Source organism: Microcoleus sp. PH2017_08_TRC_O_A, from assembly GCF_020738665.1.
In the GTDB taxonomy this organism is placed as follows: Bacteria; Cyanobacteriota; Cyanobacteriia; order Cyanobacteriales; family Microcoleaceae; genus Microcoleus.
Map to the genome: position 1 here is coordinate 1 of NZ_JAEQCE010000098.1, position 22,898 is coordinate 22,898.

Sequence of the window (22,898 nt, forward strand, 5' to 3'; positions counted from 1 at the left end):
AATAGTCTCGTGCGATCGCCCGAGTTGCGGACAAAGCTACCCAAATAGTCAAGGATGGGTAGCTTTGTCCATAAATTAAGTTACAGTTTCAAACCCCGTCGCCGGCGAACGACACAAAGGAAGCTCGGCAGCAGATGCCAGTAAAGAATGTAACGGATAGAAGGAGAAAGGAAGAAGGAATCCATGGCTGATGTTTGGGCCATTAAGAACGTCCTAACGGTTTCTTAGCATCCACCCGAAATCAAGGTACGTTGTTGCGCTTCAGCGCTCCCATCTATCAGAAAGAGCGCTGAAGCGCAACAACTTACCTAGTCGATTTCTTAGGATCCACCTGAAATCAAGGTACGTTGTTGCGCTTGAGCGCTCCGATATACGCCGAAAGAGCGCTGAAGCGCAACAACGTACCTAAACGTACCCAGTCGATCGCTCTAACACTTTTTTGTCTCAACCGGCCCCTACAAACCAAAACTTCCCACTTATCGCTGTGCGTGCTCCTCCAGTAAAGCCTTCGCTCTCGGCTTGTAAATCAGATAAAACAGCGCTTCTATGTAGCGGAGCATATCTTCGCGGTTTTCCTTGGACGAGTAGTTCCAGAAACCGTAAGTCCGGGCCAGAGTCAGCAGCTTGGTAGTGTGAATTTTCCAAGTATACGTGCTGTAAACTCTGTCAATTCCTCGCGTTGAAATTTCGTACCAATAGTTGGGATTCTGTTCGCATTTCGATAAAAAATCCAGAATTTCTTGGGCAGTTTCCTCGTGGTTGGTCGGGTTGATATAGAACCCATTTACTCCATCTTGAATGATTTCTATCGGCCCGCCAAACTGCGTCCCGAAAGTCGGAATCCCGGTAATCATGGCTTCGAGAATTGTCAAGCCGAAAGCTTCAAATAAGGCTGGCTGTACAAATATACCTTGGCCGTCGGCGATTACCCGGTAGATTTCACCGGACAGGCTTTTGGACAGCCGCACTCCCAGCCAGCGAATTTTACCGTGCAGCTTGTATTGCTCGATAATTGCGTAAAGTTTTTTAATTTCTTCGGCTTCTTCGTAGTCTTCGGTTTCTTCGACTCTCAGCTTGCCGGCTACTAAAATTAAGTTGCATTTTGCTTGCAATTCCTCGCTTTTGCCAAACAATTCTGCTAAGCCTGTCAGGTTTTTAATGCGATCGAGCCGGGCCATCGAAAACAGAGGGCGCTTTTGCGGGTCGTCGAGTGTTCCGAACACCTGTTCCGGGTCTTCGAGGGTAAACAGCAGTTCGTTGAGCCGATCGCGATCGCCCTGCACCCTATCTTCGTTGCGCGTGTAGGGGAAATACACGCTTTCGTTCACTCCCGGCGGCACGACATTGAATTTTGGGCTGAACAGCTCAATGCCGTTGACGACGTGGTACAAATCCGGCATGGTAAAACAATTGTAAGATTCGTATTGCCCGACACTATCCGGTTTGCCGACAATCTCTTGATAGGTGCTGCTGACAATACAATTAGCCGCATTCATGGCAAGGATATCGGCAGTAAATTGCAGCGCAAAATGGTATTTATCTTCAGATTCTTGCCAGTACAGATTGCTGAACAAATATTTAGATTTTTCCAGGGCGTGGGCAATATTGCACTGAGTAATTTTGAGTTTTCGCGACAGCAAAAAAGCCACCAAATTGCCGTCAGAATAGTTGCCAATTATGAAATCTGGCTTGCCCTGAAACTCTGCCAGTAGTTCTTTTTCAGCATCGATCGCGTAAGTTTCCAAATAAGGCCAAATCTCGAACCGAGAAATCCAATTTTGAGTCAATTTAGGATTGAATTCCCGGAAGGGAACCCGCAAAATCCAAGCATTTTCGGTGCCGTAAACTTTTTCCAAACGTTCGTTGCAGCGCGTGCCATCACTGTTTGGAATTAACCTGGTGAGAATAATTACTTTTGGTTTTACACCTAAACTATCGAGACCGGCAAGATGAATGTCTTCTTGCAGTTGTCTCTCTAAATTCTTCGCTTGATCGAGCACGTAAACTACTTGACCGCCCGTATCCGGACGCCCCAACACTCCTTCTTGACCGAACCAGCCGTGAGGAGAAACTAGGACGATTTTGAAAATCATCGGAATCCGAGAAATAAATGCTTCTAGGGTTTGGGGATCGGGGGAATCAATTAATTCGTCGAGAATTCCTAGAGTTTCCTGCACGCGGGCTGCGGTATTTCCCCAACCTGCATCCAAACCCATCATTTGCAGGACGAATTTAAATCTCTCGTAGGGTTCATCTTCAGAAAGTTCGCTGACAAAGGTGAGGGCTTTTTTGACTTGTTCTGAAAGTTGTTCTTGAGATTTTATGCGATCGTTAATTAGTAATTGTATGCCGTTGTAGCGGTGAATCCGCAAGAAATCAAATAGAGTTTCCTGCCACTGTTTGGAGTCTTGAAACAGTTTGCTGGAGAGGTAGCGGTTGAGGAATTGCACTCCTTTGCCGATGTTCTTGGGGTCGCGTATGGAGGGGGAATAGTCGTAAAAAGGGCCGAAATCTAGTTCGAGGATGTCGCCTTCTTGGGGGTGAAAGTGGTTGACGAAGCGATCGCGCACGTCGAGCAATTCTTGCACTGTCATCGGTTCCAGTGTCAAGTCATCTCCAACTCGCACTATTTCCATTGTCGCAATTTTGGGCCGCAGCAGGACGCAAAGACTGCCTGGTTCGAGAATAATTTCCTGAACGTAGTAAATCAGTTTGCTCAAATGAGAGGATTGATGAAACTGTTGGGACTTTTCGTATTTGGTGCAGTAGGCGGCAAAAGCGCTAACTATATCGTTTCGCAGTAAATATTTGTTTCCCAAAGCCCGCAAATCGCTGGCAAATTGCCGCAAGTCGGTTTTTTCGTCGCTGCAAATAACAGCCTCAAAGAGTTCAGACATAGATACTCCCTTATTTGAGATTTCTGATTTTCGCTCTAAAAAAGGGCGATACTGTATTAGTACCACCCTTTTTTTAGGCGCCTACTTTTTTTAATCTCATTTTAAAGTCTGCAATAGGCAATTGCTCTCCCTCAAATGACATAAAATTCGCCGTATTTGTGGCGAATGTAGCGCACAAACGGATCGATAGTTAAAGGTGAACCGGTGACGCGATCGATCAATTCGACGGCAGTGTATTTGCGGCCGTGGTCGTAGATGTTTTGTTTGAGCCAGTCGTGGAGTACGCTAAAGTTTCCCTGTTCTATTTGTGCGGGAATTTCGGGATGGTTTTTGAGTGCGGTTTCGTAGAATTGAGCGCTCATCAAGTTGCCGAGGGTGTAACCTTGAAACATTCCGCCGATCGTCCCAACATACCAGTGAACGTCTTGCATCGCGCCGTCGCTGTCGGTAGCGGGGACAACGCCTAGGTCTGTTTTATAGCGATCGTTCCAGGCTTCGGGGAGGTCTCGCACTGCTAATTTGCCTTCTACCATTGCCAATTCTAGGTCAAAGCGGATGGCGACGTGGAGGTTGTAGGTTACTTCGTCAGCATCGGTGCGGACGAGCGATCGCGAGACCTTGTTAATGGCGCGGTAAAATGCGTCTGGGGATACTGCGCCCAACTGTTGCGGAAATAGGCTTTGCAATTGCGGGTAAAAATACTGCCAAAAACCGCGGCTGCGCCCGACTAGATTTTCCCAAAGCCGCGACTGGCTTTCGTGCACGCCGGAGGAAATGCCACCTGCGAGTAGCGTACCTTCAAATTCGGGGGAATTGCCGAGTTCGTAGAGGCCGTGTCCGGCTTCGTGGATGCTGCTGAAGAGGGCTTGATCGAGGTGATCTTTGTAGACGCGGGTGGTGATGCGTACGTCGTCTATGGAGAAGTTGGTCATGAAGGGGTGCAGGGTGGTGTCCTGCCGTCCGCGCTGGAAGTCATACCCCATGAGTTGTACGACTGTGCGGGTGAATTCTAGCTGTTGAGCTTCGGAGAAGTTTTGGTGCAAGCAGGAGTCGTCAGCGGGAGGTTGTGAGGTGATGGCTTCGACTATGGGTACTAATTCTTGACGCAGTTGGGCGAACAGCGGGCGCAGCAGGGATACTTTCATGCCGTAGTCGCTGCGATCGATCAAAGGATCGGCAATGTGTTCGTATCCGGGGAAAAAGTCGGCGTACTGCCTGCTTAATTCTAAGGTTTTTTCGAGATATGGCTCGACGGCTGCGAAGTTGTTGGCTGCTTTGGCTGTTGCCCAAACTTCGTAGCAGTCGGCTTGGTGGCGGCAGAGTGCGGACATGAAGGTGGCGGGGACTCTGGCGGCACGATCGTAATCTCTGCGGGCGATGCGGATCAGGCTAGCTGAGGTAGAGTCATAGGGGAGGGTTTGTTCGTAGAAACGCAAGTCTTCTAGGAGTTCACCTATTTTGGGATCGGTAAATTTTTCGTGGGATATTTGTTTGAGAGTTGCCAACTGACGGCCTCTCGCAGTTGCACCTTTGGCGGGCATATAAGTCGCCTGATCCCAATGCAACAGTGACGAGGCTGATTCGATGTCGGTAACTTCGCTGAGATGCGCTGCGAGTTGAGCGAATTTTGCTTGAGTTTTGTCTAGGGTTTGCATGATTGGGGTTTGTGGTGCTGTTTTGCCTACAAAGGTTGCAGTGCGGCATCGGTATCCATCAATCATTTGCTACCCTGAAATCAAGCTAAAAACCGCACCTGTTCCCGTATTGTACGCAATTTAGAGTCATTCTGGCATAGTTTCCTGTATTTTTCCGGATTTAGTTCGATCGCCTTTGATAAGTTTTGGATCGCTTTCTGAATGCTGGTTTCTACAGCTTTGGGGCTGTTTTTGCGATCGCCTGCTGCTTTTTCTAGGGCGTAGACGCAGGCTTTTTGATAGTAAAGATTTGGATCGTCGGGTGTAATGGCGATAATGCGATCGTAGGAAGCGATCGCTTCGGTAAAGCGTTCGATTTTTTTGAGGGCGACAGCGCGGTTGTACCAGGCTTCGATGTTTTCGGGCTGCAACTCTAGGGTTTTGTCCCAGGAAGCGATTGCTTTTTTAAACTGTTTTAAATTTACTAAGGCTAAGCCACGGTTGTACCAGGTTTCGCTGTCGTCTGGCTTGAGTTCGATCGCTTTGTCCCAGGAGGCGATCGCGTTTTCAAATTGTCCCATTTGGGCGATCGCCGTGCCGCGTTTGTTCCAGACTTCCGGGGAATTCGGGCGCAGTTGCAGAGTTTTGTCGTAGGAAGCAACGGCTTCGGCGTAGAGTTTTTCCTCGGCTAGGGCTAAGCCGCGGTTGTACCAAGCTTGATGCAAGTCTGGTTTTAGTTTGATCGCTTTGTCGTAGGAAGCGATCGCGGCTGCATTTTGCCCGGAGTGTTTCAGCGCAAATGCCTTGTTGTACCAAGCTTCCGAGTAGTCTGCTTGAATGGCGATCGCCTTGTCATAGGATGCGAGGGCTTCTGAGAATTTTTCTAAGTTGACGAGGGTGTTGCCGCGGTTCGTCCAAGCTTCGTGATAGTCTGGCTTGAGTTCGATCGCCTGTTCGTAGGAAGCGATCGCTTCTGAGAGTCTGTTTAGCTTCCGCAACACGTTCGCGCGATTGTACCACGCTTCTGCATTTTTTGGTTGAATTTTTAAAGATTTGTTGTAAGCGGAGATTGCTTCGGGTAGCTGTCCCAACTTTCTGAAGGCTACGCCTTTGTTGTACCAAGCTTCGTGAAATTTTGGTTCGAGTTCGATCGCCTTAGACCAAGATTCGAGCGCTGCGGACAAGCGTCCCATTGATTCTAGGGCGTTTCCGCGATCGTAGAACGTTTGAGCGTTTTGGGCGTTGGGTGATATGGATTGTTCTCCAGATTCGATCGCTTTTTCTCTGTTAGCTAACTTTTGCAAGGGTTTTCACCTCAGTATGTAAAATTGTCGTTTTTTCTTTTATATGCGATGTTTTTCGCCATCTGCCATCTAATGGTGGCGATTGTACCTTAATTTTGTTATTGTTGACAATCTTACCTAAATTGGAGAACTTTTGCAATTTTTTATCGTTGAATTCTAAGTAATTTTGTCTTCGGTGTTGATTTGGATGTATGGATTTTTACTAAAATTTTTCGGGAATTGCGTAGAAGAGTGGAAAGGGCGATGAAGATGACAGAATTAGGTTGAAAGAGTAAGTAATGGCGATCGGCAGAAACCCGATTTTGCAAACAAACCAGGTTTCTGAGTATTTATTCGTTATATCAATTCCGTTGCATCGGAGTTAATATAACCCGAAATCAGGACACGGCAGATGACCCGGCGGTTGAAACCGCGTCTATACAAACCAAGTCCGCCTACGCGGACTAAGAAATAAGGGAGATATTTAAGCTAGATATGGTTTACCGTCAGCTATAGTATAAATGTCTTCTTGGGGGTCGAGAATCGAACCAAAATTAGGATCGATCGCTGTTTTAATCCATTCTGAGTCGTGGAATGGCAAGCCATCAGCTAAAGTGTAGATATCTTCCGCTGAGTCTCTCAGAGAATCAAAGGCTGGATTTGCGATCGCAGCTTTTAGCCATTCATATTCTTGTAGTTTTGCTTTGTCAATCAGGGCGGCTTCTAATGCTTCTAGCCGCTTCAGATCGGCATAAGTAATAATAGCAGCGATCGCCCTTCCTTCCTGTTCTATGACAATTCGTTCTCCAGTATCCTCAACGCGGGCGATGAGTTCGGGAAATCTGTCATTAGTTACAGTTACATTTAGTTGAGTCATCTTTTACCTCGCTATTAATCTATCATAAAGTGTTTGTGATGCTGTAGGGGCGGGTTCACCAACAATTTCTGCCAATAACTAACAATCTCATAAACCCGCCCCCACCCAACGGCTAATCCCTATCCTTGAATCAAGGCTTGAAACCGAACATCAGATCGCATACTGTCAAAATCCGAGTCAGTTTTTGCCATTTCTCGCCATTCATCAGGATTCAGATTGATAGCTTGCTGCAAATTCTGAATAGCTTGGTCAATCTGACTGTGCAACGCATAGCAGCAAGCTTTATTATAAAATGCAGATGTGTCATCTGGTTTGAATTCTAAGGCTTTGTCGTAGGAGGCGATCGCATCTTCTAGCCTGCCTAAATTACGCAGTGCAATGCCCCGATTGTTCCAGGCTTCGTGATAATCTGGTTTGATTTCTAAGGCTTTGTCGTAGGAGGCGATCGCATCTTCTAGCCTGCCTAAATCATCCAGTGCACTGCCCCGATTGATCCAGGCTTCGTGTTTATCTGGTTTGAATTCTAAGGCTTTGTCGTAGGAGGCGATCGCCTTTGCATAATCTTCAGCCGAGCGATACAATAAAGCTTGTTCAAAAAACAATTCAGCTTTTTGTTCTGATGTTTGCCCATCCTCATCAATTAAACCTTGAAGCCTCACCAATTCCCGTTTCCGCGCTTCGGGAGTCAAAGCTAGATATTCTTCTAACTGCCATCTTTCCGAACAAGCCTGCATTGATTCGGCTTGCAAGCTTTCCTGATCCATCGAAAACTTAAATAAGCTCGATCGCCAATCAAAAAAGTCCGGCGCGCGATGAATAAAATATTCAATACCGAACTTAGGCAAAAGAAAAACAAAACAAATTTTAAAATTATCTAGAAAACGCTCTCGCTGCTGGTTGATATTCATTAAAACAGGTGGCACTCCCCGCCAACTGTAAGAATAAATATCCTTGCTTTCCCATCCGATCGCCCTTTTTTCTCGTTCGTATTCATCAAACGAATATTCTAAGCCTGTCACAAACAAAATATTAATTTCATCTCGTTTTGGCAACTCTTCAATTAAATTATAAAAATTATAAACCGACTCATTCAGCGGCAACACCTCAACCTTTTTCCGAGGGAAATCTGTTTGAACTTTCGCAATCAATCGTTTCCCCTCCGACGGCACACACTCCACAAACAACAACCGGAAACCATTTGTCCGTCTGAGAGTGCGTACCAGAGATTCATATTCTTCCTCCGGTGTTGCTGGTGGCAAATCTTCGTCCCAATCAATGATTTCCGATGTCATGGCTCAAGTTGTGCAACTGCTTCCTTAAATTCCAGAATGCCTTTAATTAGCGGGTGAACGTTATACCAATTCTGCATTTCTTCTTCTTCATCATAGTATCGATATTCCAAAATACAGCGGTTAAATAGCAAATCGCGGTGCTGTTTGTCATTAAGTATCCGGTGAGAGACAGATACTTTCGCTAAAATTGACCATTCTTCTTTGTTAACGGTTCTTCTATAAATATTCCGCAAGTTCGTAATTGCCCTTTGCGCTGCTTTTGCAGTAATTGGCAAATCTTGGGTACGATTTATAGCTTCTTGCAACATCGACAGCAAATTCCTGACGTGTCCCCCACTCATCAAACACAGCTTTTCTAGTGTTTCTCTGTTTTCAAACCATTGTGTTTCTAATTCTAGAGATAAACTGGGTTCGACTTGTTTCACCCGTTTCTCAACCACCTGTTTCATTTTAGCAAGTCCCGCTTGATTAACTTCACCGCTGGGATTGTTTACCATAATCATCGGCAGCACTTGTGGAGCATTATTATAGTTATTACTCAAATCAGCAGCGCGATTGGAATGCACCATCGAAATTGGTATGGTGTAAACGATATGACAATCTAAAGCTTTGAGTTGTTCGCTGCGGTCTAAAAAAATTTCGTCGAGATTGCTGCGTTCTCCTCCGCCTTTATAAAACTGCACGATCTTATCTAAATTATCGGCAATTATTGCCAATTGCGAATATTTGTCGGGCAACCTTTTTTTAGCATTCCGAATAAACTGATTCAGCGCCTCAATCAGCGTGGTAGTGTGAGGATTAACTTTTTCTCTAATTTTTTGGCGCAGACTAGGTTCGGTTCTCACATTCGCCGTCAGTTTGGCAAACTGAGCAATTTGCATTTCTAAGCTCAATGTTTCAAAAGATACTTCTGTCAAGGCTAAATCTTTTAAATCGTTCCAGCGGTTTTTCATCCAATCGAGTAAAGGTTTTGAGTCCGCATCTTTAATAGACCTCTTGCAAAAGTCCTTTTAATCAAATTTTGGGACGGGCTAGAAGCCCATCCCACAAGAAAAAAAAATTGTGGGATGGGCTTCTAGCCCGTCCTAAGTATTTTTGCAAGAAGTCTAATTGCTTCTAATAAATGTCTGGTACAAGCCAGCAAAATATCTGTATATTCCGTATCTTCGGTATTGATATCTTGTTCCTCAGCGGCGAAATAAACTACAAAATAACCTTGTTCTTGCAAATACTGTTCTAGTCTTCGTAATTCGGTTGATTTTCCTGCACCAAAATGTCCGGCATACAACTGACAAGTCATCTCTTGAGAACGCTGAATATTTAGGCCCAGGTCTACGGTAATATTGTCATCTCCTCAGACTTCCCGACAGTCAACATATCGCGGGTCGCCTGCGGGTAAAGGATTGTAGGGGTTGGAAAGATTGAATAGATTTGTTAGTAATTCTTCAGAATTTTTAGTCATAATTTTATATTGTTTATAATTGATTTGTCGTTGGTGCGGGCGGGTTTTATCTTATTGTCGGTTTTAGGCAATTCTTGTTTGTAAAACCCGCCCTTACAGGATTTATGAGACTTGATACTTTTTCAGAATTGCGACTTTTTCGGGGTAGATGTCGATCGCCATTTTGTCATCATATCTCGTCGCGAGCGATCGTCTCACCTCGCCCAAAAACAGCGGCTGAGACAGACCAGGCTCAGGATGTACCACCGTCCGAACGCGGATTGTCATGTAATCTCTTCCGCTTCCCGATCGCCCTGGAGAGTACAAATCCGCAGCCACTTGCTGCATTGTTGCTTCTAACTCGGATTCAGTAATTGAAGGTGGCACGGTAACTACAGTTTGGGCGCCGCCAGTATCGTAAACTAAAGAATAGCGCACTGCACCGGGAATTTCTGTGCGCGAAAAAAGTCCTAAACCGAGACCGAATATACTCGCAGCAATGACGGCCATAAAGCTGCTCACTCCTACCAATCGGAAGCGAAAACCCCATTTCAAGATAAATGCTACGATGGTTAAAACAAACAAGGCTACTGTTAGAATTCCTGCCCATTGGGCATACATTAAAAGGTTAGAATTTACGTTCATTTTTCAATTTAGTAATTGGGTAATTGGTAATTGGTAATTGGTAATTGGTAATTGGTAATTGGTAATTGGTAATTGGTAATTGGTAATTGGTAATAGTTAACTGCCAACTGCCAACTGACAACTGTCAATTATGCACCTTTTCGGGCCACAAGCAGATAAGTCATCATATCGCCTTTTCCTTTCACCGAAATCACGCCGCGCTCCTCAAAAACATATTTATTCCGCAGGCGCTCGTAGGTAGCAACTGTCACCTGAATGCCGCCGGGAATGCCTTGAGATTCCATGCGGGAAGCTGTATTTACTGTGTCTCCCCACAAATCGTAAGTAAATTTTTTAGTGCCGATGACTCCGGCTTCTACGGGGCCCGTGTGGATGCCGATGCGGATGCTGAGCGGCTGTCCTCCCTTGGTGCGGATTTGAGCCATTGCTCCTAGAATGTCGATCGCCATTTCTGCAATGCTCTCGGCGTGGTTGTCGCTTACTTTTGGCAAACCGCCAACCACCATATAAGCATCGCCGATCGTCTTAATTTTCTCAAGTCCGTAGCGATCGGCCAACTCGTCAAAAGCTGAAAAAATCTCGTTGAGCAATTCCACTAACTCCGCTGGCGACAAATGAGCCGAAAGCTTGGTAAAACCAACCAAATCGGCAAACATGACAGTAACTTCCGCGAAACTGTCGGCGATCGTATTTTCTCCTTCTTTGAGGCGTTGGGCGATCGGGCCTGGCAAAATATTCAGTAGCAAACGCTCGGACTTTTCCTTTTCCTCGGCCAACTCCCGCAGATAAGTTTGTTCCTTATCCCGCAGCCGCTTCTTTTCCAGACAGGCACTAATCCGAGCCTTGAGCAATACTGGATTGAACGGTTTAGAAAGATAATCCTCCGCCCCTAATTCAATACAGCGGACAATACTGTCGATATCGTCCACCGCCGAAATCATAATCACTGGGATGTGGCGCAACTGCTCGTCTGCTTTCAGATGTTCCAGAACTTGATAGCCGTTCATTTGTGGCATCATAATGTCCAGGAGTACCAAATCAAAAGGCTCACTACGCATCAGTGCCATAGCTTGGAGACCATCTTCAGCAACAGTCACCGCGTGGCCTTGACGCTGAAGTCGGCGGGCCAGCAAATCGCGGTTTACCTCATTATCGTCAACAACCAGGACGCTGCCGTCGTCAGTTTTCATTGCATGGCCTCTTTCAGAAGCATTTCGATTTTACTCAAAAGTCGCGGAAATTCCACAGGTTTGGTGTCGTAATCGTCGCAGCCTGCCGCCAAACACTTTTCACGATCGCCCGCCATAGCGTTAGCCGTCAGCGCAATCACCGGAATCATTTTAGTTTCGGGATCCGCTTTAATTTGCTGGGTTGCTCGCCATCCGTCGAGCACCGGCAGGCTCATATCCATCAAAATCAAATCCGGTACTTTTGTCTTCGCCATCGATACCCCCTCCGCGCCATCAACAGCAATCGACACCTCATACCCTTTGCGGGCGAGGCGCCTCGACAGCATATCCCTGTTCATTTCGTTATCTTCTACCAACAGGATTTTAGCCATTGCTTGCCTGCTTCATAAAACTTACCTAAACCTATCTAAAGCCATCTTTAGATACAATTACGAGTTTACTTCCTACGCTGTTGGGTAGTCGGCTATCCCAAGATAAGTAGGCTATCCCCCTCAAGCCGAGGGTTCCCAATTTAAAATGTTAATGCTGGCGTTCCAATCGCGATCCAAATATCTGCCACAAACAGGACAGTCAAAAGTCCGTATGCTTAGTGGCATATCTTTTTTTGTGCCGCAATTTGAGCAAGTTTTGGTACTAGGAAACCACTGGTCTACCAATACCAAGTTAGCTCCATACATTTGACATTTATAGTCGAGTTGACGTTTAAACTCATAAAAACCAAGGTCAGATATTGCTCCCGCTAACTTGTGATTTGCCATCATTCCTTTGACGTTCAAATTTTCAATCTTAATTAACTTAAAAGTTTTAGCTAAATAAGTTGTTAACTTGTGAAGGAAATCTAGGCGAATACGAGCTATCTTTGCATGAATCTGGCTAATCTTATTGTAAGTTTTACGCTGATTTCGAGAGCCTTTTACCTGCTTTGATGCTTGGCGCTGTAAAGTAGCAAGCTTTGTTTTCGCACGGGCTATTAACGGCTTCGGTGCATCAAAAAACTGCCCTTTTGACAGAGTGGCAAATGACTTGATACCAACATCGATTCCCACAGAACTTTCAGACTGCTGAACCGGGATACGCTCTGCATCAACGCAGATAGAAACAAACCAGCGATTCCCTTCTTTTGAAATCGTGAAAGTTTGAGAAATAAAACTACAATCTAGGGCTTCGTAAAGCCGAAAAGTTCCCAGAGTAGGAATCTTAATAGTGTTGCCAGCGTTTAACAAAACTTTGCCGTTAGATGAATCAACCGTAAAAGATTGACCGTCTCCACGACTGGCGAATTTTGGATGACCTGAAGAACCAGAACGATATCGGCTAAAAGCATCTTTCAAGTCAATCAAAGCGTTTTGGTAAACTCGGCTAGACAATTGGTTCATCCAAGCGAATTCAGGGTGCTTTTTGACGTAATTAGTGAGAACTTTTTTAATTTCGTTAATCACCTTTGAGTCTGTAAGTTTCCCCTCACTGTACATTTGAGTCCGCAAACTTAACCCCATGTTAAATACCACGCGCCGAAATCCTGCGTGTTTCGCCATCAAGGTCGCTTCCCTATTATTCAATTTGAGCGCTCGTTTGACGGCAAACATGGTTAAACCTCGTCTAGGTAATTAACTGTGGATAAGTTTAGCAAACTATTTGGTACTTAAGTCCGACTCAAAGTCTACTGAGGCTTTAATGTCTTAAGAATCCCGATCGGTGTTACGGCGGGGACTCTCAAGTCATGGCCTCTTTCAGAAGCAATTCAATCTTACCCAGAAGTCGGGGAAACTCCACGGGTTTGGTGTCGTAGTCGTCGCAGCCGGCTGCGATACACTTTTCACGATCGCCCGCCATTGCGTGAGCCGTTAGCGCAATCACCGGGATCGTTTTAGTTTGAGGAGCCGCCTTAATTTGCTGGGTTGCTTGCCAGCCGTCGAGCACTGGTAGACTCATATCCATCAGAATTAAATCCGGTACTTTGTCGAGGGCCATCGACACTCCCTCAGCACCGTCCACAGCAATAAAGACCTCATGTCCCTTGCGGGCCAGACGCCTCGACAGCATATCCCTGTTCATTTCGTTATCTTCGACCAACAGGATTTTAGCCATTGGTGTTCTCCTTGCCTTTCGAGTCATACCTGCGATCGAGCCTGTCATTCACTATAGAACGAACATCGCGCAGCAAAGTATCGCAACTGTAGACTCCCTTTTGCAGAACCCGATCGACATAGCCGTTGAGTTGCTGACTTTCTGCGGTCGTCAGGTCTTTGGCGGTAATTACGACGATCGGTATAGGATCTTCTGAATGCGACTTGCGAAGTTCGGCGATCAACTCAAAACCATCCATTTCTGGCAGCATCAAATCCAGCAAAATCAATTGCGGGCGATCGACTTCTAGCTGTTCGAGAGCAGTGCGTCCGCTGTCAGCTTCCGCCACAGCCCAGCCTTGTTTTTCTAATATCCGCCGCAGTATTTTGCGGGTGGCATCGTCATCTTCCACAACTAATATCTGACAGGGCAAACTGTGAGCCGCAACGCCTTCTTGGTCGCGTCGGTACTTGTTCAACAAAGCAACCAGCCGTTTGCCGTCCACTGGTTTGGTGAGGTAGTCCGAAGCGCCCAATGCAAAGCCGAGGCTTTTGTTGCCAACAAAGGATAGCAGGATTACGGGAATCTCGGCAAGGTCAGGATCTGCCTTGAGGGCCGACAGCACCGCCCAGCCGTCCATTCCGGGCATGATCACGTCCAGGGTAATGGCGTCTGGCCGCAGTTGCTTCGCGAGCCTGAGGGCTTCCTCGCCGTTACCTGCGACTTCTATGTGCAGTCCTTGGCGAGCGAGGGCGCGCTCGATCAAATCCTGGGAGATGGGGTCATCGTCAACTACCAGCACCGTGCCGACAGCAGGTGCGTCCGCAGTCCTAGTGCTGTCGCCGACTTTGTTGGGGATTTCCGGTTCTTTGATGGCGCTGGGCAAGAGTACGGTGAAAGTAGTGCCTATGCCCAACGTGCTGCTTGCTTCAATGCTGCCGCCCATCATCTGGCAGAAGCGCTGGCTGATAGCTAGTCCCAAACCGGTGCCGCCATACTGCTTGGTAGTTGAGGCGTCAGCTTGGGTAAAAGGTTGGAAAACTCGCTGCAATTGATCTTTTGTCATGCCGATGCCGGTGTCGGTGACGCGAAAACTTAAAAATTCTGAGTTAGAAATTAAAATTTGGGCAGATTCCTCTTGATTTTTCATTCTTAATTGTTCATTGGTAATTCTTTCAACTCCGATCGCAATTTTCCCGTTTTTGGTGAACTTCGCAGCGTTGCTGAGTAGGTTCAGCAGCACTTGCCGGACTTTGGTCATATCGGCGTGCATCGTATCGAGATTTTCTGGACAGTAGACTTCTACCGTGTTGCCGTTTTTTTCCACTAGCGGCTTCGCTGTCTCCACAGCACTTTCAATCAAGGCATGAATGTCGAAGTTTTCTAAGTAGAGATCCATTCGACCTGCTTCAATTTTAGAGATATCTAGGATGTCATCGATCATCGATAACAGGTGTTTGCCTGCGCCGCGAATTTTTTCGAGGTCTGGGACGAAGGTTTCATCGCCGGAGTCTTCGGCTTCTTCTTGGAGCATTTCGCTGTAGCCGATGATGGCATTCAGGGGCGTCCGCAGTTCGTGGCTCATGTTGGCGAGAAATGTACTTTTTGCCCTGTTGGCGGATTCTGCTGCTTCTAGGGCCGACTGCATGGCGGATTCTGCAAGTTTGCGATGGGTGATGTCGGTGACAGTGCCTTCAAAGTACAAAATGCTGCCGCTTTCGTCGCAGACGCTGCGGGCGTTTTCGGAAATCCAGATCGTGCTGCCGTCCCGGCGGTATATTTGGGATTCAAATTTTGATACTTGGTGGCGCGCGGCCAATTGGGCTATAAACTCAGCGCGCCGGTTGGAGTCAACGTAAAGTTGGCTGCTGATGTTTGCTAGTTCGCCGACCATTTGGGCGACTGTTTCGTAGCCGTAAATCCCGGCTAGTGCTGGGTTGGCGGTGAGGTAACGTCCGTCTGGGGTTGTCTGGAAGATGCCTTCGGCTGCGTTTTCAAAGATGCTGCGGTATTTGGTTTCGGCTGCTCTCAAAGCTGTTTCTGCGCGTTGGCGTTCTAGGACATTGGCGAGCATTTCTCCTACCATTTTTAGATGAGTTGATATTTCGGTCGATCGACTCGCAGCAGGTTTGTAACTGTCGCATCCGAGAAATCCTAGTAGGTTTTCACTGCAAATTAGGGGAATCACGATTAGCGATCGCAGATTTTTTTGAGGTTTGTTTAATTTGGTTTTGCCCGAATGTGCGATCGTACCTGCGGAAGCGGTTGCTGTTTCCGAGGAGGAGTTTGTCAGGAATGTTGCTAAGTTTTTGCCTGTCAACCAAGCTATTTCGGCTTGATTTGGGGGCGGGAGTTCGCGGATTTCTCTAATGTGCAGGCCTTCGGCGCGATCGAGCTTTTCTGCAATCCAAGGGATTTGGGCGATGTCTATTTGTTGGGGGGCGAGGTCTTTAATTTGGGTCGGAACACCCTCGGCGCACCATTCGTAGGTTTTGTGAGCGCGAGTTTTGTCTGCCGATAACAAGTATATGTAACTGCGGTCGCAGTGGCTGAACTGGGCGATTGCTTGGAGAGTGCGATCGAACCCTTCATCTATGTCCGCTCCGGGCACAGCGATCGCATAGGTTGACAAAGTAGCAATCAATGCCTCAAATTCTACTCGTTCCTGCAAAGATTGTGCTATTTTTTGGCGATCGGTAACGTCTCGAAAGCTCCATATTCTGCCAACTGTGTTTGCTCCAACTTTTGATGGCAGTGAATTTAATTCGATAACTCTTCCGTCTTTAAATTCTAATAAGTCGCTGATTTTCGCATCTGGTTGGGCCGACACTTGCATCGCGCGTTCGAGAAATCTTTGGGGGTCTTTTAATTGTTCCCTAGCGAAGGGGAATTCTGTGGCGATGTTTGTTTCACTATTGCCTGCGGGCGATCGGCTCAAGTTTCCTGCTGCGTGAGACAAACCCCACATCTCGACAAATTTCTGATTGTAATTGCATACATTGCCTTTGGTGTCAACCGCGATAATTCCCGCATCTGTTGAGTCCAAAACGGCTTGCAGCATCGAGAGCTGCTGGTGTTCTCCCTGCTCAAAAAATACCAAGACTGATATTTCGCCACCCTCAATTACAGGATTGAAAAAATAGGAAACTGGTAAAATTTTCCCGTCGCTACGTAGAAACTCATAGTCCCAATTGCTACAAGGTTGACGGTTGGCGATCGCCTCTTGTAAAGATAGTGTATGTGCGATCGCCCCATCTTCATTTTTGTGGTTTTTTTGTTTCCGAGCCTTCAAAACGGGGGATTTTTTGCCTTGCTTTTGCTGGGGGGCAATGCGATTTAGCAGCGAAATGCCTGCAAGTTCCGACTCTCGCCAGCCCAACAAGCGTTCGGCTGCTGGATTCACCGAGATGACCAACCCCTTGCCGTCAAGGATACACAATCCCACCCCCAAACTGTTGACGGTCGATCGCAGTCGATCGAATTCTGAAGCGGTTGGAGAGTCTTGAGGGGATGGGGGCGAAGAGGCAAAATCCTTTAGTGCCAAGGGTTGCTCCTGACTGGGAGCGCCGTCGTAGCTACAACTTACCTGCTCTAAGAATAGCTGCCACTGCTCGGCTGTGGGAGGGGGAGACTCGCCGGCTAAACCGAGCTGTTCGAGTTGGCGCTGGAGGTAGGGATGCATAATTTCTGGCGCTTTGTAGGCAACTTTTTACAGTATATATTTTTAATTAATAGTATATATGTGCAGCTATCTAGTGACTGGAAGAATACGCAATCTAACTCTATCACAGGTTCTATCGAGAACCATAGCTGTCATCTGCGTTATCCAAAATCTTTTAAATCGCCCTAAGTTATATTTAGTCTAAAAAAATTACATCGTCAACAAACCCATGCTCTAAATGTCTGCCACCTACTTAAAAATTGTATCATATTATCACAGTGAACTGACGCTGACAACCTCGGTTTCTGCCAGAACTAGGTTTTTTGAGCCACCAAAAACTGATAAAGTCCGAGGTACTCCTGTCGTGGAGAGATCAAAATTTTATACTCCTGTTCCTGCTCCCAGATTCATCTGTAGAGTAAATCTCAAATTTCAAGTCTCAAATCGACTGACTGCTCGACTCAGGTGAAGCAACCGGGTTTTGGGAGCGAGAGCGTGTCATTAATAAAATTGGCAGCAGCCAACAACAACTCACAAAATTTCTTATCGATCATACTTTTCCGGGAAAAATAAAATTTAGTTGATGATAGCTGGCAGCCGAATTGTAAAAGTAGAACCTTTTTCCAACTCGCTGGAAGCGGTAATATCTCCGCCCATCATTTCGCAGAATTTCTTAGTAATCGTCAGCCCCAAACCAGTGCCACCGAACCTCTTAGTAGTTGAGGAATCGGCTTGGGTGAAAGGCTCGAAGATTTTGACTAACTGTTCGGAACTCATGCCGATGCCAGTATCTTTGACTGTAAAAACAATCCAATCTTGAGAGGCAGACCAGGAAGACGAGCTATTTTCTGATGGGTCAAGTCCTCTATAGGCTCCAAGTTTTTTGCGTCTCTGGGCAGCCTCGGCGGGGGTTTCGGCGCAGCGGGTAACGGTGAAACTAATCGCGCCCGAGGAAGTAAACTTCGAGGCATTACTGAGGAGGTTGAGCAAGGACTGGCGGAGTTTAGTTAAGTCGCTCTGCATCGAGCCAATATCCTCAGGGCATTGTATTTCTAAGATATTGCTATTTTTGTTTGCCATCGGCGCGATCGTGCCGACAACTTCCTGCACCAGATTTAAAATGGTGAAGGTTTCGATGTGCAAGTCGATGTGACCTGCTTCAATTTTAGTGAAGTCGAGAATATCTTTAATCAGCCCTAGCAAGTGCTGGCCGGCAGTGTTAATTTTTTGGAGGTCGTCGATGAACTCTTCGGCATCGAGGTCTCGGGCATCTTCTTGCAGGAGCTCGCTGTAGCCGATGATCGCATTGAGGGGGGTTCTGAGTTCGTGACTCATGTTGGCGAGAAAGATGGTTTTAGATCGATTGGCAGTTTCGGCTGCTAATGCGGCGCGACGGAATTCTTCGGAACGCAACCGTTCGGTGATGTCGCTGGTCATGATTAAAACGCACTGAGTGCTGCCGAGGTCGATGAGTTCCCCTGACATCAGCCAGTCGCGCACTTCGCCGGCTTTGGTGCGAATTTTGATTTCTTGGTTGCCGATCGAATTTTCTTCCCGCAACACGTTGGCTAGCCGCCGCTCGTCTTCTGAATTGACCCACATTCCTAAATCGGTGGGGGTGCGGCCGATACATTCCTCCCGCAACCAGCCTAAGGATCGCAAAAAGCTGTCGTTGGCATCGAGGAAGCGTGCGTCTGTGAGGGTGCAGATGCCGATCCCAACAGGAGAAGCGTGAAAAGCCTTGGAAAATCTTTCTTCTGAAGAATTCAGGGCGGCTTCGGCGCGCTTTCTATCTGTGATGTCTTGGACGGTGCTGGTGATGTAGAGGGAGTTGATGGCGGCTTGTTCGCAGACTGTGCGGCTCCTCCCGTCGGGTAGTAGCAGCCTGTAGTCGATGCTGTAAGGCTGTTGCTGAAATATAGCAGCTTCGATCGACCTTTTGACCAATTCTCTATCTTCGGGATGCACGTATTTCAAGAAGGCTTCGAGGCTGGGATCGAAAGTTCCCGGGCGTTCTCCCAGGATGCGATAAATTTCTTCTGACCAACGCAATTGCTCCGTGTTGCGATCTAAGTCCCAGTTACCTAGCTGGGCGATGCGCTGGGCGTTGGCGAGGCTGGCTTCGCTGGCGCGCAGGGAGACTTCTGCTTGGTGGCGTTCGGCGACGGTGGCGGCTAAGACTAGGCCGGTAACGGCGATGACGGCGATGAAGGCTTGCAGGGATAACAGTGCTTGGGGGATGCTGCTGGCGTGTTTGAGAAAGGGGCCGCTGCCCCTGGCGATGCCCCAGATGGCGAAGCCGCAGAGGATGAAGTTGGCGAGGGCCGTGTAGCGCTGGCCGAATCGAAAGGCAGCCCAAACTACTAGGGGAAATGGTAAGTATTCTAGGGGATAGCGAGCGTAGGCCGCGCGGGTGCGGGAACAGAAGACGAGCCAGCCGATCGCTAGCAGCAGCAGCAGCCAAATAACTCGTTCAGCTATCTGTTTGCGATGGGTGGGGCTTTTGGGCAATTTGTGCCACGTCAGCAGCAGGGGGGCGACGAGCAAAATTCCCATCGCGTCTCCTACCCACCAAGTACCCCAAATCGTCCCAAAATTGCTCCAGCTAGAGAAACCACTTACGCACACGATGATGCTGCCGATGGTGGAGTTGATTAGGGTAGATGCTAAGGCTGCTAGTCCGACTATTCCTAAAACGTCTTTGAGTCGATCGAGTCCGGCGCTAAAGTTAATGCGCTGTAGCAGATAAGTTCCCGTCCACGCTTGCAAGGCTCTGGCGCCCGCTGAGATCAAAGCAGTGCCGATGCTGGCCGCCGGTGCGCTCATGATGAACAGGAAGGCGCCGATCGCAATTCCCGGCCACAGTTGCCGCCCAAACAGCAGCAGAGCGACTTGAGCAATTCCTGCTGCTGGCCACATGGGGTAAATTTCTGAACTCAGGGTGAGGGTGGCAATGGCGAATTGCGATGCCAAATAGTAGATCAGGGCGATCGCCCCTACTGCGAAGAAGTACCGCCAGGAATGTCCTTTGATTGCGTTAAGGAACTTTTTCTGCATTGTCGTTTGGGGAAAAGGTGGATGCTGGTTTTGGTATCAGTAGGTGGCACGGGACAGGCACGGGGTAGGAAAAATCTTTCTATTAGGCGATCGTAGGTCAATCGATTTTAGATTTTAGATTTTAGATTTTAGATTTTAGATTTTAGATTTTAGATTTTAGATTTTAGATTTTAGATTTTAGAGGCGACCCCACGGATAAATTCGGGGGAAGAGAGGATTTTCGATTTTAGATTTGGGATTGATTCCACGGAGGTGGTAGGTAGGGAATAACCTGTTGAGATAATTTTTTGTGGAGCCGTTGAGGGTTCGGTTTTTTTTGCTGTGCGATCGCATCTGGGCATAAATTTCGGGAGCCTCTGTTTTTTGCCAATATATCTGTGATGGCTAAGCATTCGGTCTGTTAATTTTTGGTTTTCGCTAAAGATTTATGACCGAGCGACTGCGGGTGTCTGTTCGTGTCGGGCGATCGCAACTCTATTCACTCTAACATCTTGCACCATGGTCAATAATATCTAACGAACCGATAACACCCACGCAACATCTGAGCTTTCAGGTAAGTGCGGGGCAAGAAACTCGGTTTCTGATTGTAAGTGCAGGTTGGAATGATTTTCATGAGATTTTCAACCAATTAATCGAGTTAATCGTTAATCGTTAATCGGGGAGCATCTCATTTTTGTAAAAAGCATTTTTTTCTTATAGTGCGAGCTGTCGCGAGCTGGCGTATTATACGATACGCGAGCGGGGACGCTCTCACTATCTATCTAAATGCAAAACTGAGATGCTCCCGTTAATCGAGCCTTCAAGTCTTTCGTCGAATACAGTGAAAACAAAGAATTTACATCAAAAAAACATTTTCTATTTTTCTGTGATTGTTGCCAGAGAGCGATTGTCGAATTTCGTAAAGTAATCGCCATTTGTCTTATTAATTACCAATGACTAATGACTAATGACTAATAACGTTCGCGAGCGGGGACGCTCGCAAAACATGACTAATGACTAATAAGGTTCGCGAGTTATTAAGTTCGCAAAACATGACCAATGACCAATGACTACTGACCAATGACTACTGACCAATGCCCAATGCCCAATGCCCAATGCCCAATGCCCAATGCCCAATGCCCAATCTCACTTGACTGCAATATCTAAGGTTAATGTCAAACGGTCTTGAGCTTCTTTAAGAGCGTCTTGGGGGTTGCGGCCCAGAAGAGTTGCTTCTATGGCGCGGCCAAGGTTTTCTGACACGCGAGAGTAACCAGAGATAATTGGGCGCGATCGGGCTGAGTTCATTTGTTCTAAAAATACTCCCAAAACAGGATTTTTTTTCACAAAACTTTGATAAGTTCGGCTCTCTCTCGATTTTAAGTTAATTGGTAAGTAACCTGTACCCAAGGCCCAGGCTGTTTGGAATTCTTCGCCAAGAACGTATTCTAAGAATTCAAGGGCTGCTTTTTCGCGTTCTGGTGAGGTTTTCATTAAAAATAGGTTTTCACCCCCAACAACAGTGGCGGAGCGCTTGAGGGCGGGTATAGGCATCACTGCATAGTCGATCGCGCTTTGCTGCAATTGTGCTAGAGTCCACGGCCCGGTGATTTGCATTGCGACTTTACCCGCGATGAAGTTATCGAGTTCGTAACCGCGTTCGGGTGCTGACAGTATTCCCGAACCTTCTGTTAACAAGTCCTTCCACAATTCCAAGGCCGCGAGAGAACCCGGGTTGTCTATTTGGGGTACGGGAGTTTGAGATGTTTCTCTCACGAGTTCGCCGCCTGCGCTGAACATGAATGGCAGCCAGGTGAATACTGTCCATTCTCCTTTGCCTAGGGGGAGCACTATGCCGTGTCGATCTGTTCGTCCGTCTCCGTTGGTGTCCTGTGTGAGCGATCGGGCTGTTTGCTTTAATTGTTCCCAATTCTGTGGCACTTCTTTAATTCCTGCTGCTGCAAACAAACTGGGACGGTAAAATATTCCTGTATTGTTGGTGGCGAGGGGAATTGACCAAGTGTGTCCGCCGAGTTCCATTGACTCGAACAGTGAGGGATCGATTTCAGTTTTGATGGGGGATTTGTCGAGCCATTTCTCTAGCGGTTTAATTGCTTGCAGTTCTGCTAGTTTGCCGGCTATTGTGGCAGTATTCCACAGCAAATCTGGCGGTGCATTTCCTACTATTGAGGTAAGAATTTTTGGCAGTTGTTGGTCGGGCTGGCCGATGTAAATTTGTTCTACTTGGATGTGGGGATGCGTTTGGTTGAATTTGTCGGTGAGGGTTTTAAATACGTCGCGATTGGGCGGGGGATTGATGCCGTGCCACAATGTGAGTTTAATTTTATCGCTATTTTGGGGAATATTTTGACAGCCGCTTAATATCAGTAGATTTAAGGCAAGTAAAATGCACGCAACTCGTTTGACTTGCATTTTAAGTGCTTTGAGAAGTTTGGATAAAATCATTTTTTAGCTTTGCTTAGAGGGAAGAAGATTTTTTAGCAAGCGCAGGTGGTTAGAGGTGGGTGAAACTGGTTGAATCTCAGAATTTTTCCGAAGTTGATTTGTCTCTAATTCGGAGGTATTTTGAAACAAAATTGTCAAAAATTTGCCTCCTATAGCGGTTCTCAAAAAAGTCAGGTATGCCCTATGCCCCATGCCCTATGACCTATGCCCATGAGTACCTCATCTTTCTGACAAAGGATATAGTGTATCTTGCGGGCACATCCGATCGCAAGAAATTGCTGTCAGGTGCGATCGATCTTTTGCCAAGTCAGGCATTTCGACGCGCGCGAATGCGAGAATTCGGTTAATAGCCATTGGCTGACTTGTTCGTTATGAATATATTACCAGAAAGAATTGGTTGAAAGCCCGC

At 47.0% G+C, this 22,898-nt stretch carries 16 protein-coding genes; all 16 read right to left on the reverse strand.

Annotated features, from left to right (window positions below; all coding sequences use genetic code 11):
- Positions 1 to 476: 476 nt before the first annotated feature.
- On the reverse strand, positions 477 to 2,897 hold the full coding sequence (locus JGK22_RS27160) for a sucrose synthase (RefSeq protein ID WP_293314170.1): 2,421 nt from the start codon (positions 2,895 to 2,897) through the stop codon (positions 477 to 479).
- A gap of 131 nt (positions 2,898 to 3,028) precedes the next feature.
- A complete protein-coding gene (locus JGK22_RS27165) occupies positions 3,029 to 4,552 on the reverse strand; it encodes a carboxypeptidase M32 (RefSeq protein WP_293314179.1) in 1,524 nt (507 codons plus the stop codon).
- 80 nt (positions 4,553 to 4,632) lie between these two features.
- Positions 4,633 to 5,835 (reverse strand): tetratricopeptide repeat protein, encoded by a 1,203-nt coding sequence (locus tag JGK22_RS27170; protein ID WP_293197897.1) that lies wholly within the window; start codon positions 5,833 to 5,835, stop codon positions 4,633 to 4,635.
- A gap of 463 nt (positions 5,836 to 6,298) precedes the next feature.
- Positions 6,299 to 6,691, reverse strand: a complete 393-nt coding sequence (locus tag JGK22_RS27175) for a type II toxin-antitoxin system Phd/YefM family antitoxin (protein ID WP_293192454.1) — start codon at positions 6,689 to 6,691, stop codon at positions 6,299 to 6,301.
- Positions 6,692 to 6,810: 119 nt separating this feature from the next.
- Positions 6,811 to 7,983, reverse strand: a complete 1,173-nt coding sequence (locus JGK22_RS27180; RefSeq protein ID WP_293184209.1) for a tetratricopeptide repeat protein — start codon at positions 7,981 to 7,983, stop codon at positions 6,811 to 6,813.
- Positions 7,980 to 8,936 (reverse strand): ATP-binding protein, encoded by a 957-nt coding sequence (locus JGK22_RS27185; RefSeq protein WP_293314172.1) that lies wholly within the window; start codon positions 8,934 to 8,936, stop codon positions 7,980 to 7,982. The genes JGK22_RS27180 and JGK22_RS27185 overlap by 4 nt, the downstream gene beginning before the upstream one ends.
- Before the next feature lie 122 nt (positions 8,937 to 9,058).
- The gene (locus tag JGK22_RS27190; protein WP_293184205.1) at positions 9,059 to 9,283 is read right to left on the reverse strand and encodes a hypothetical protein; all 225 of its coding nucleotides are present in this window, start codon (positions 9,281 to 9,283) and stop codon (positions 9,059 to 9,061) included.
- A 264-nt stretch (positions 9,284 to 9,547) separates the two neighbouring features.
- Positions 9,548 to 10,069 (reverse strand): Ycf51 family protein, encoded by a 522-nt coding sequence (locus JGK22_RS27195; RefSeq protein WP_293225359.1) that lies wholly within the window; start codon positions 10,067 to 10,069, stop codon positions 9,548 to 9,550.
- A 128-nt stretch (positions 10,070 to 10,197) separates the two neighbouring features.
- On the reverse strand, positions 10,198 to 11,259 hold the full coding sequence (locus JGK22_RS27200; protein WP_293184199.1) for an adenylate/guanylate cyclase domain-containing protein: 1,062 nt from the start codon (positions 11,257 to 11,259) through the stop codon (positions 10,198 to 10,200).
- Positions 11,256 to 11,630 (reverse strand): response regulator, encoded by a 375-nt coding sequence (locus JGK22_RS27205; protein WP_293151691.1) that lies wholly within the window; start codon positions 11,628 to 11,630, stop codon positions 11,256 to 11,258. The genes JGK22_RS27200 and JGK22_RS27205 overlap by 4 nt, the downstream gene beginning before the upstream one ends.
- Positions 11,631 to 11,750: 120 nt before the next feature.
- The gene (locus JGK22_RS27210) at positions 11,751 to 12,845 is read right to left on the reverse strand and encodes an RNA-guided endonuclease TnpB family protein (protein ID WP_293212011.1); all 1,095 of its coding nucleotides are present in this window, start codon (positions 12,843 to 12,845) and stop codon (positions 11,751 to 11,753) included.
- A 127-nt stretch (positions 12,846 to 12,972) separates the two neighbouring features.
- A complete protein-coding gene (locus JGK22_RS27215) occupies positions 12,973 to 13,347 on the reverse strand; it encodes a response regulator (protein ID WP_293151805.1) in 375 nt (124 codons plus the stop codon).
- The gene (locus tag JGK22_RS27220; protein WP_293314174.1) at positions 13,340 to 17,008 is read right to left on the reverse strand and encodes a response regulator; all 3,669 of its coding nucleotides are present in this window, start codon (positions 17,006 to 17,008) and stop codon (positions 13,340 to 13,342) included. Before JGK22_RS27220 ends, JGK22_RS27215 begins: the two co-directional genes overlap by 8 nt.
- Before the next feature lie 555 nt (positions 17,009 to 17,563).
- On the reverse strand, positions 17,564 to 20,044 hold the full coding sequence (locus JGK22_RS27225; RefSeq protein WP_293184193.1) for an MASE1 domain-containing protein: 2,481 nt from the start codon (positions 20,042 to 20,044) through the stop codon (positions 17,564 to 17,566).
- 1,125 nt (positions 20,045 to 21,169) lie between these two features.
- Complete coding sequence (locus JGK22_RS27230) at positions 21,170 to 22,489, reverse strand: ABC transporter substrate-binding protein (RefSeq protein ID WP_293218843.1); 1,320 nt, start codon at positions 22,487 to 22,489, stop codon at positions 21,170 to 21,172.
- Between the two features lie 219 nt (positions 22,490 to 22,708).
- Positions 22,709 to 22,843, reverse strand: coding sequence for a hypothetical protein (locus tag JGK22_RS27235; protein ID WP_293184189.1), 135 nt, complete (start codon positions 22,841 to 22,843; stop codon positions 22,709 to 22,711).
- Between the last annotated feature and the right edge of the window lie 55 nt (positions 22,844 to 22,898).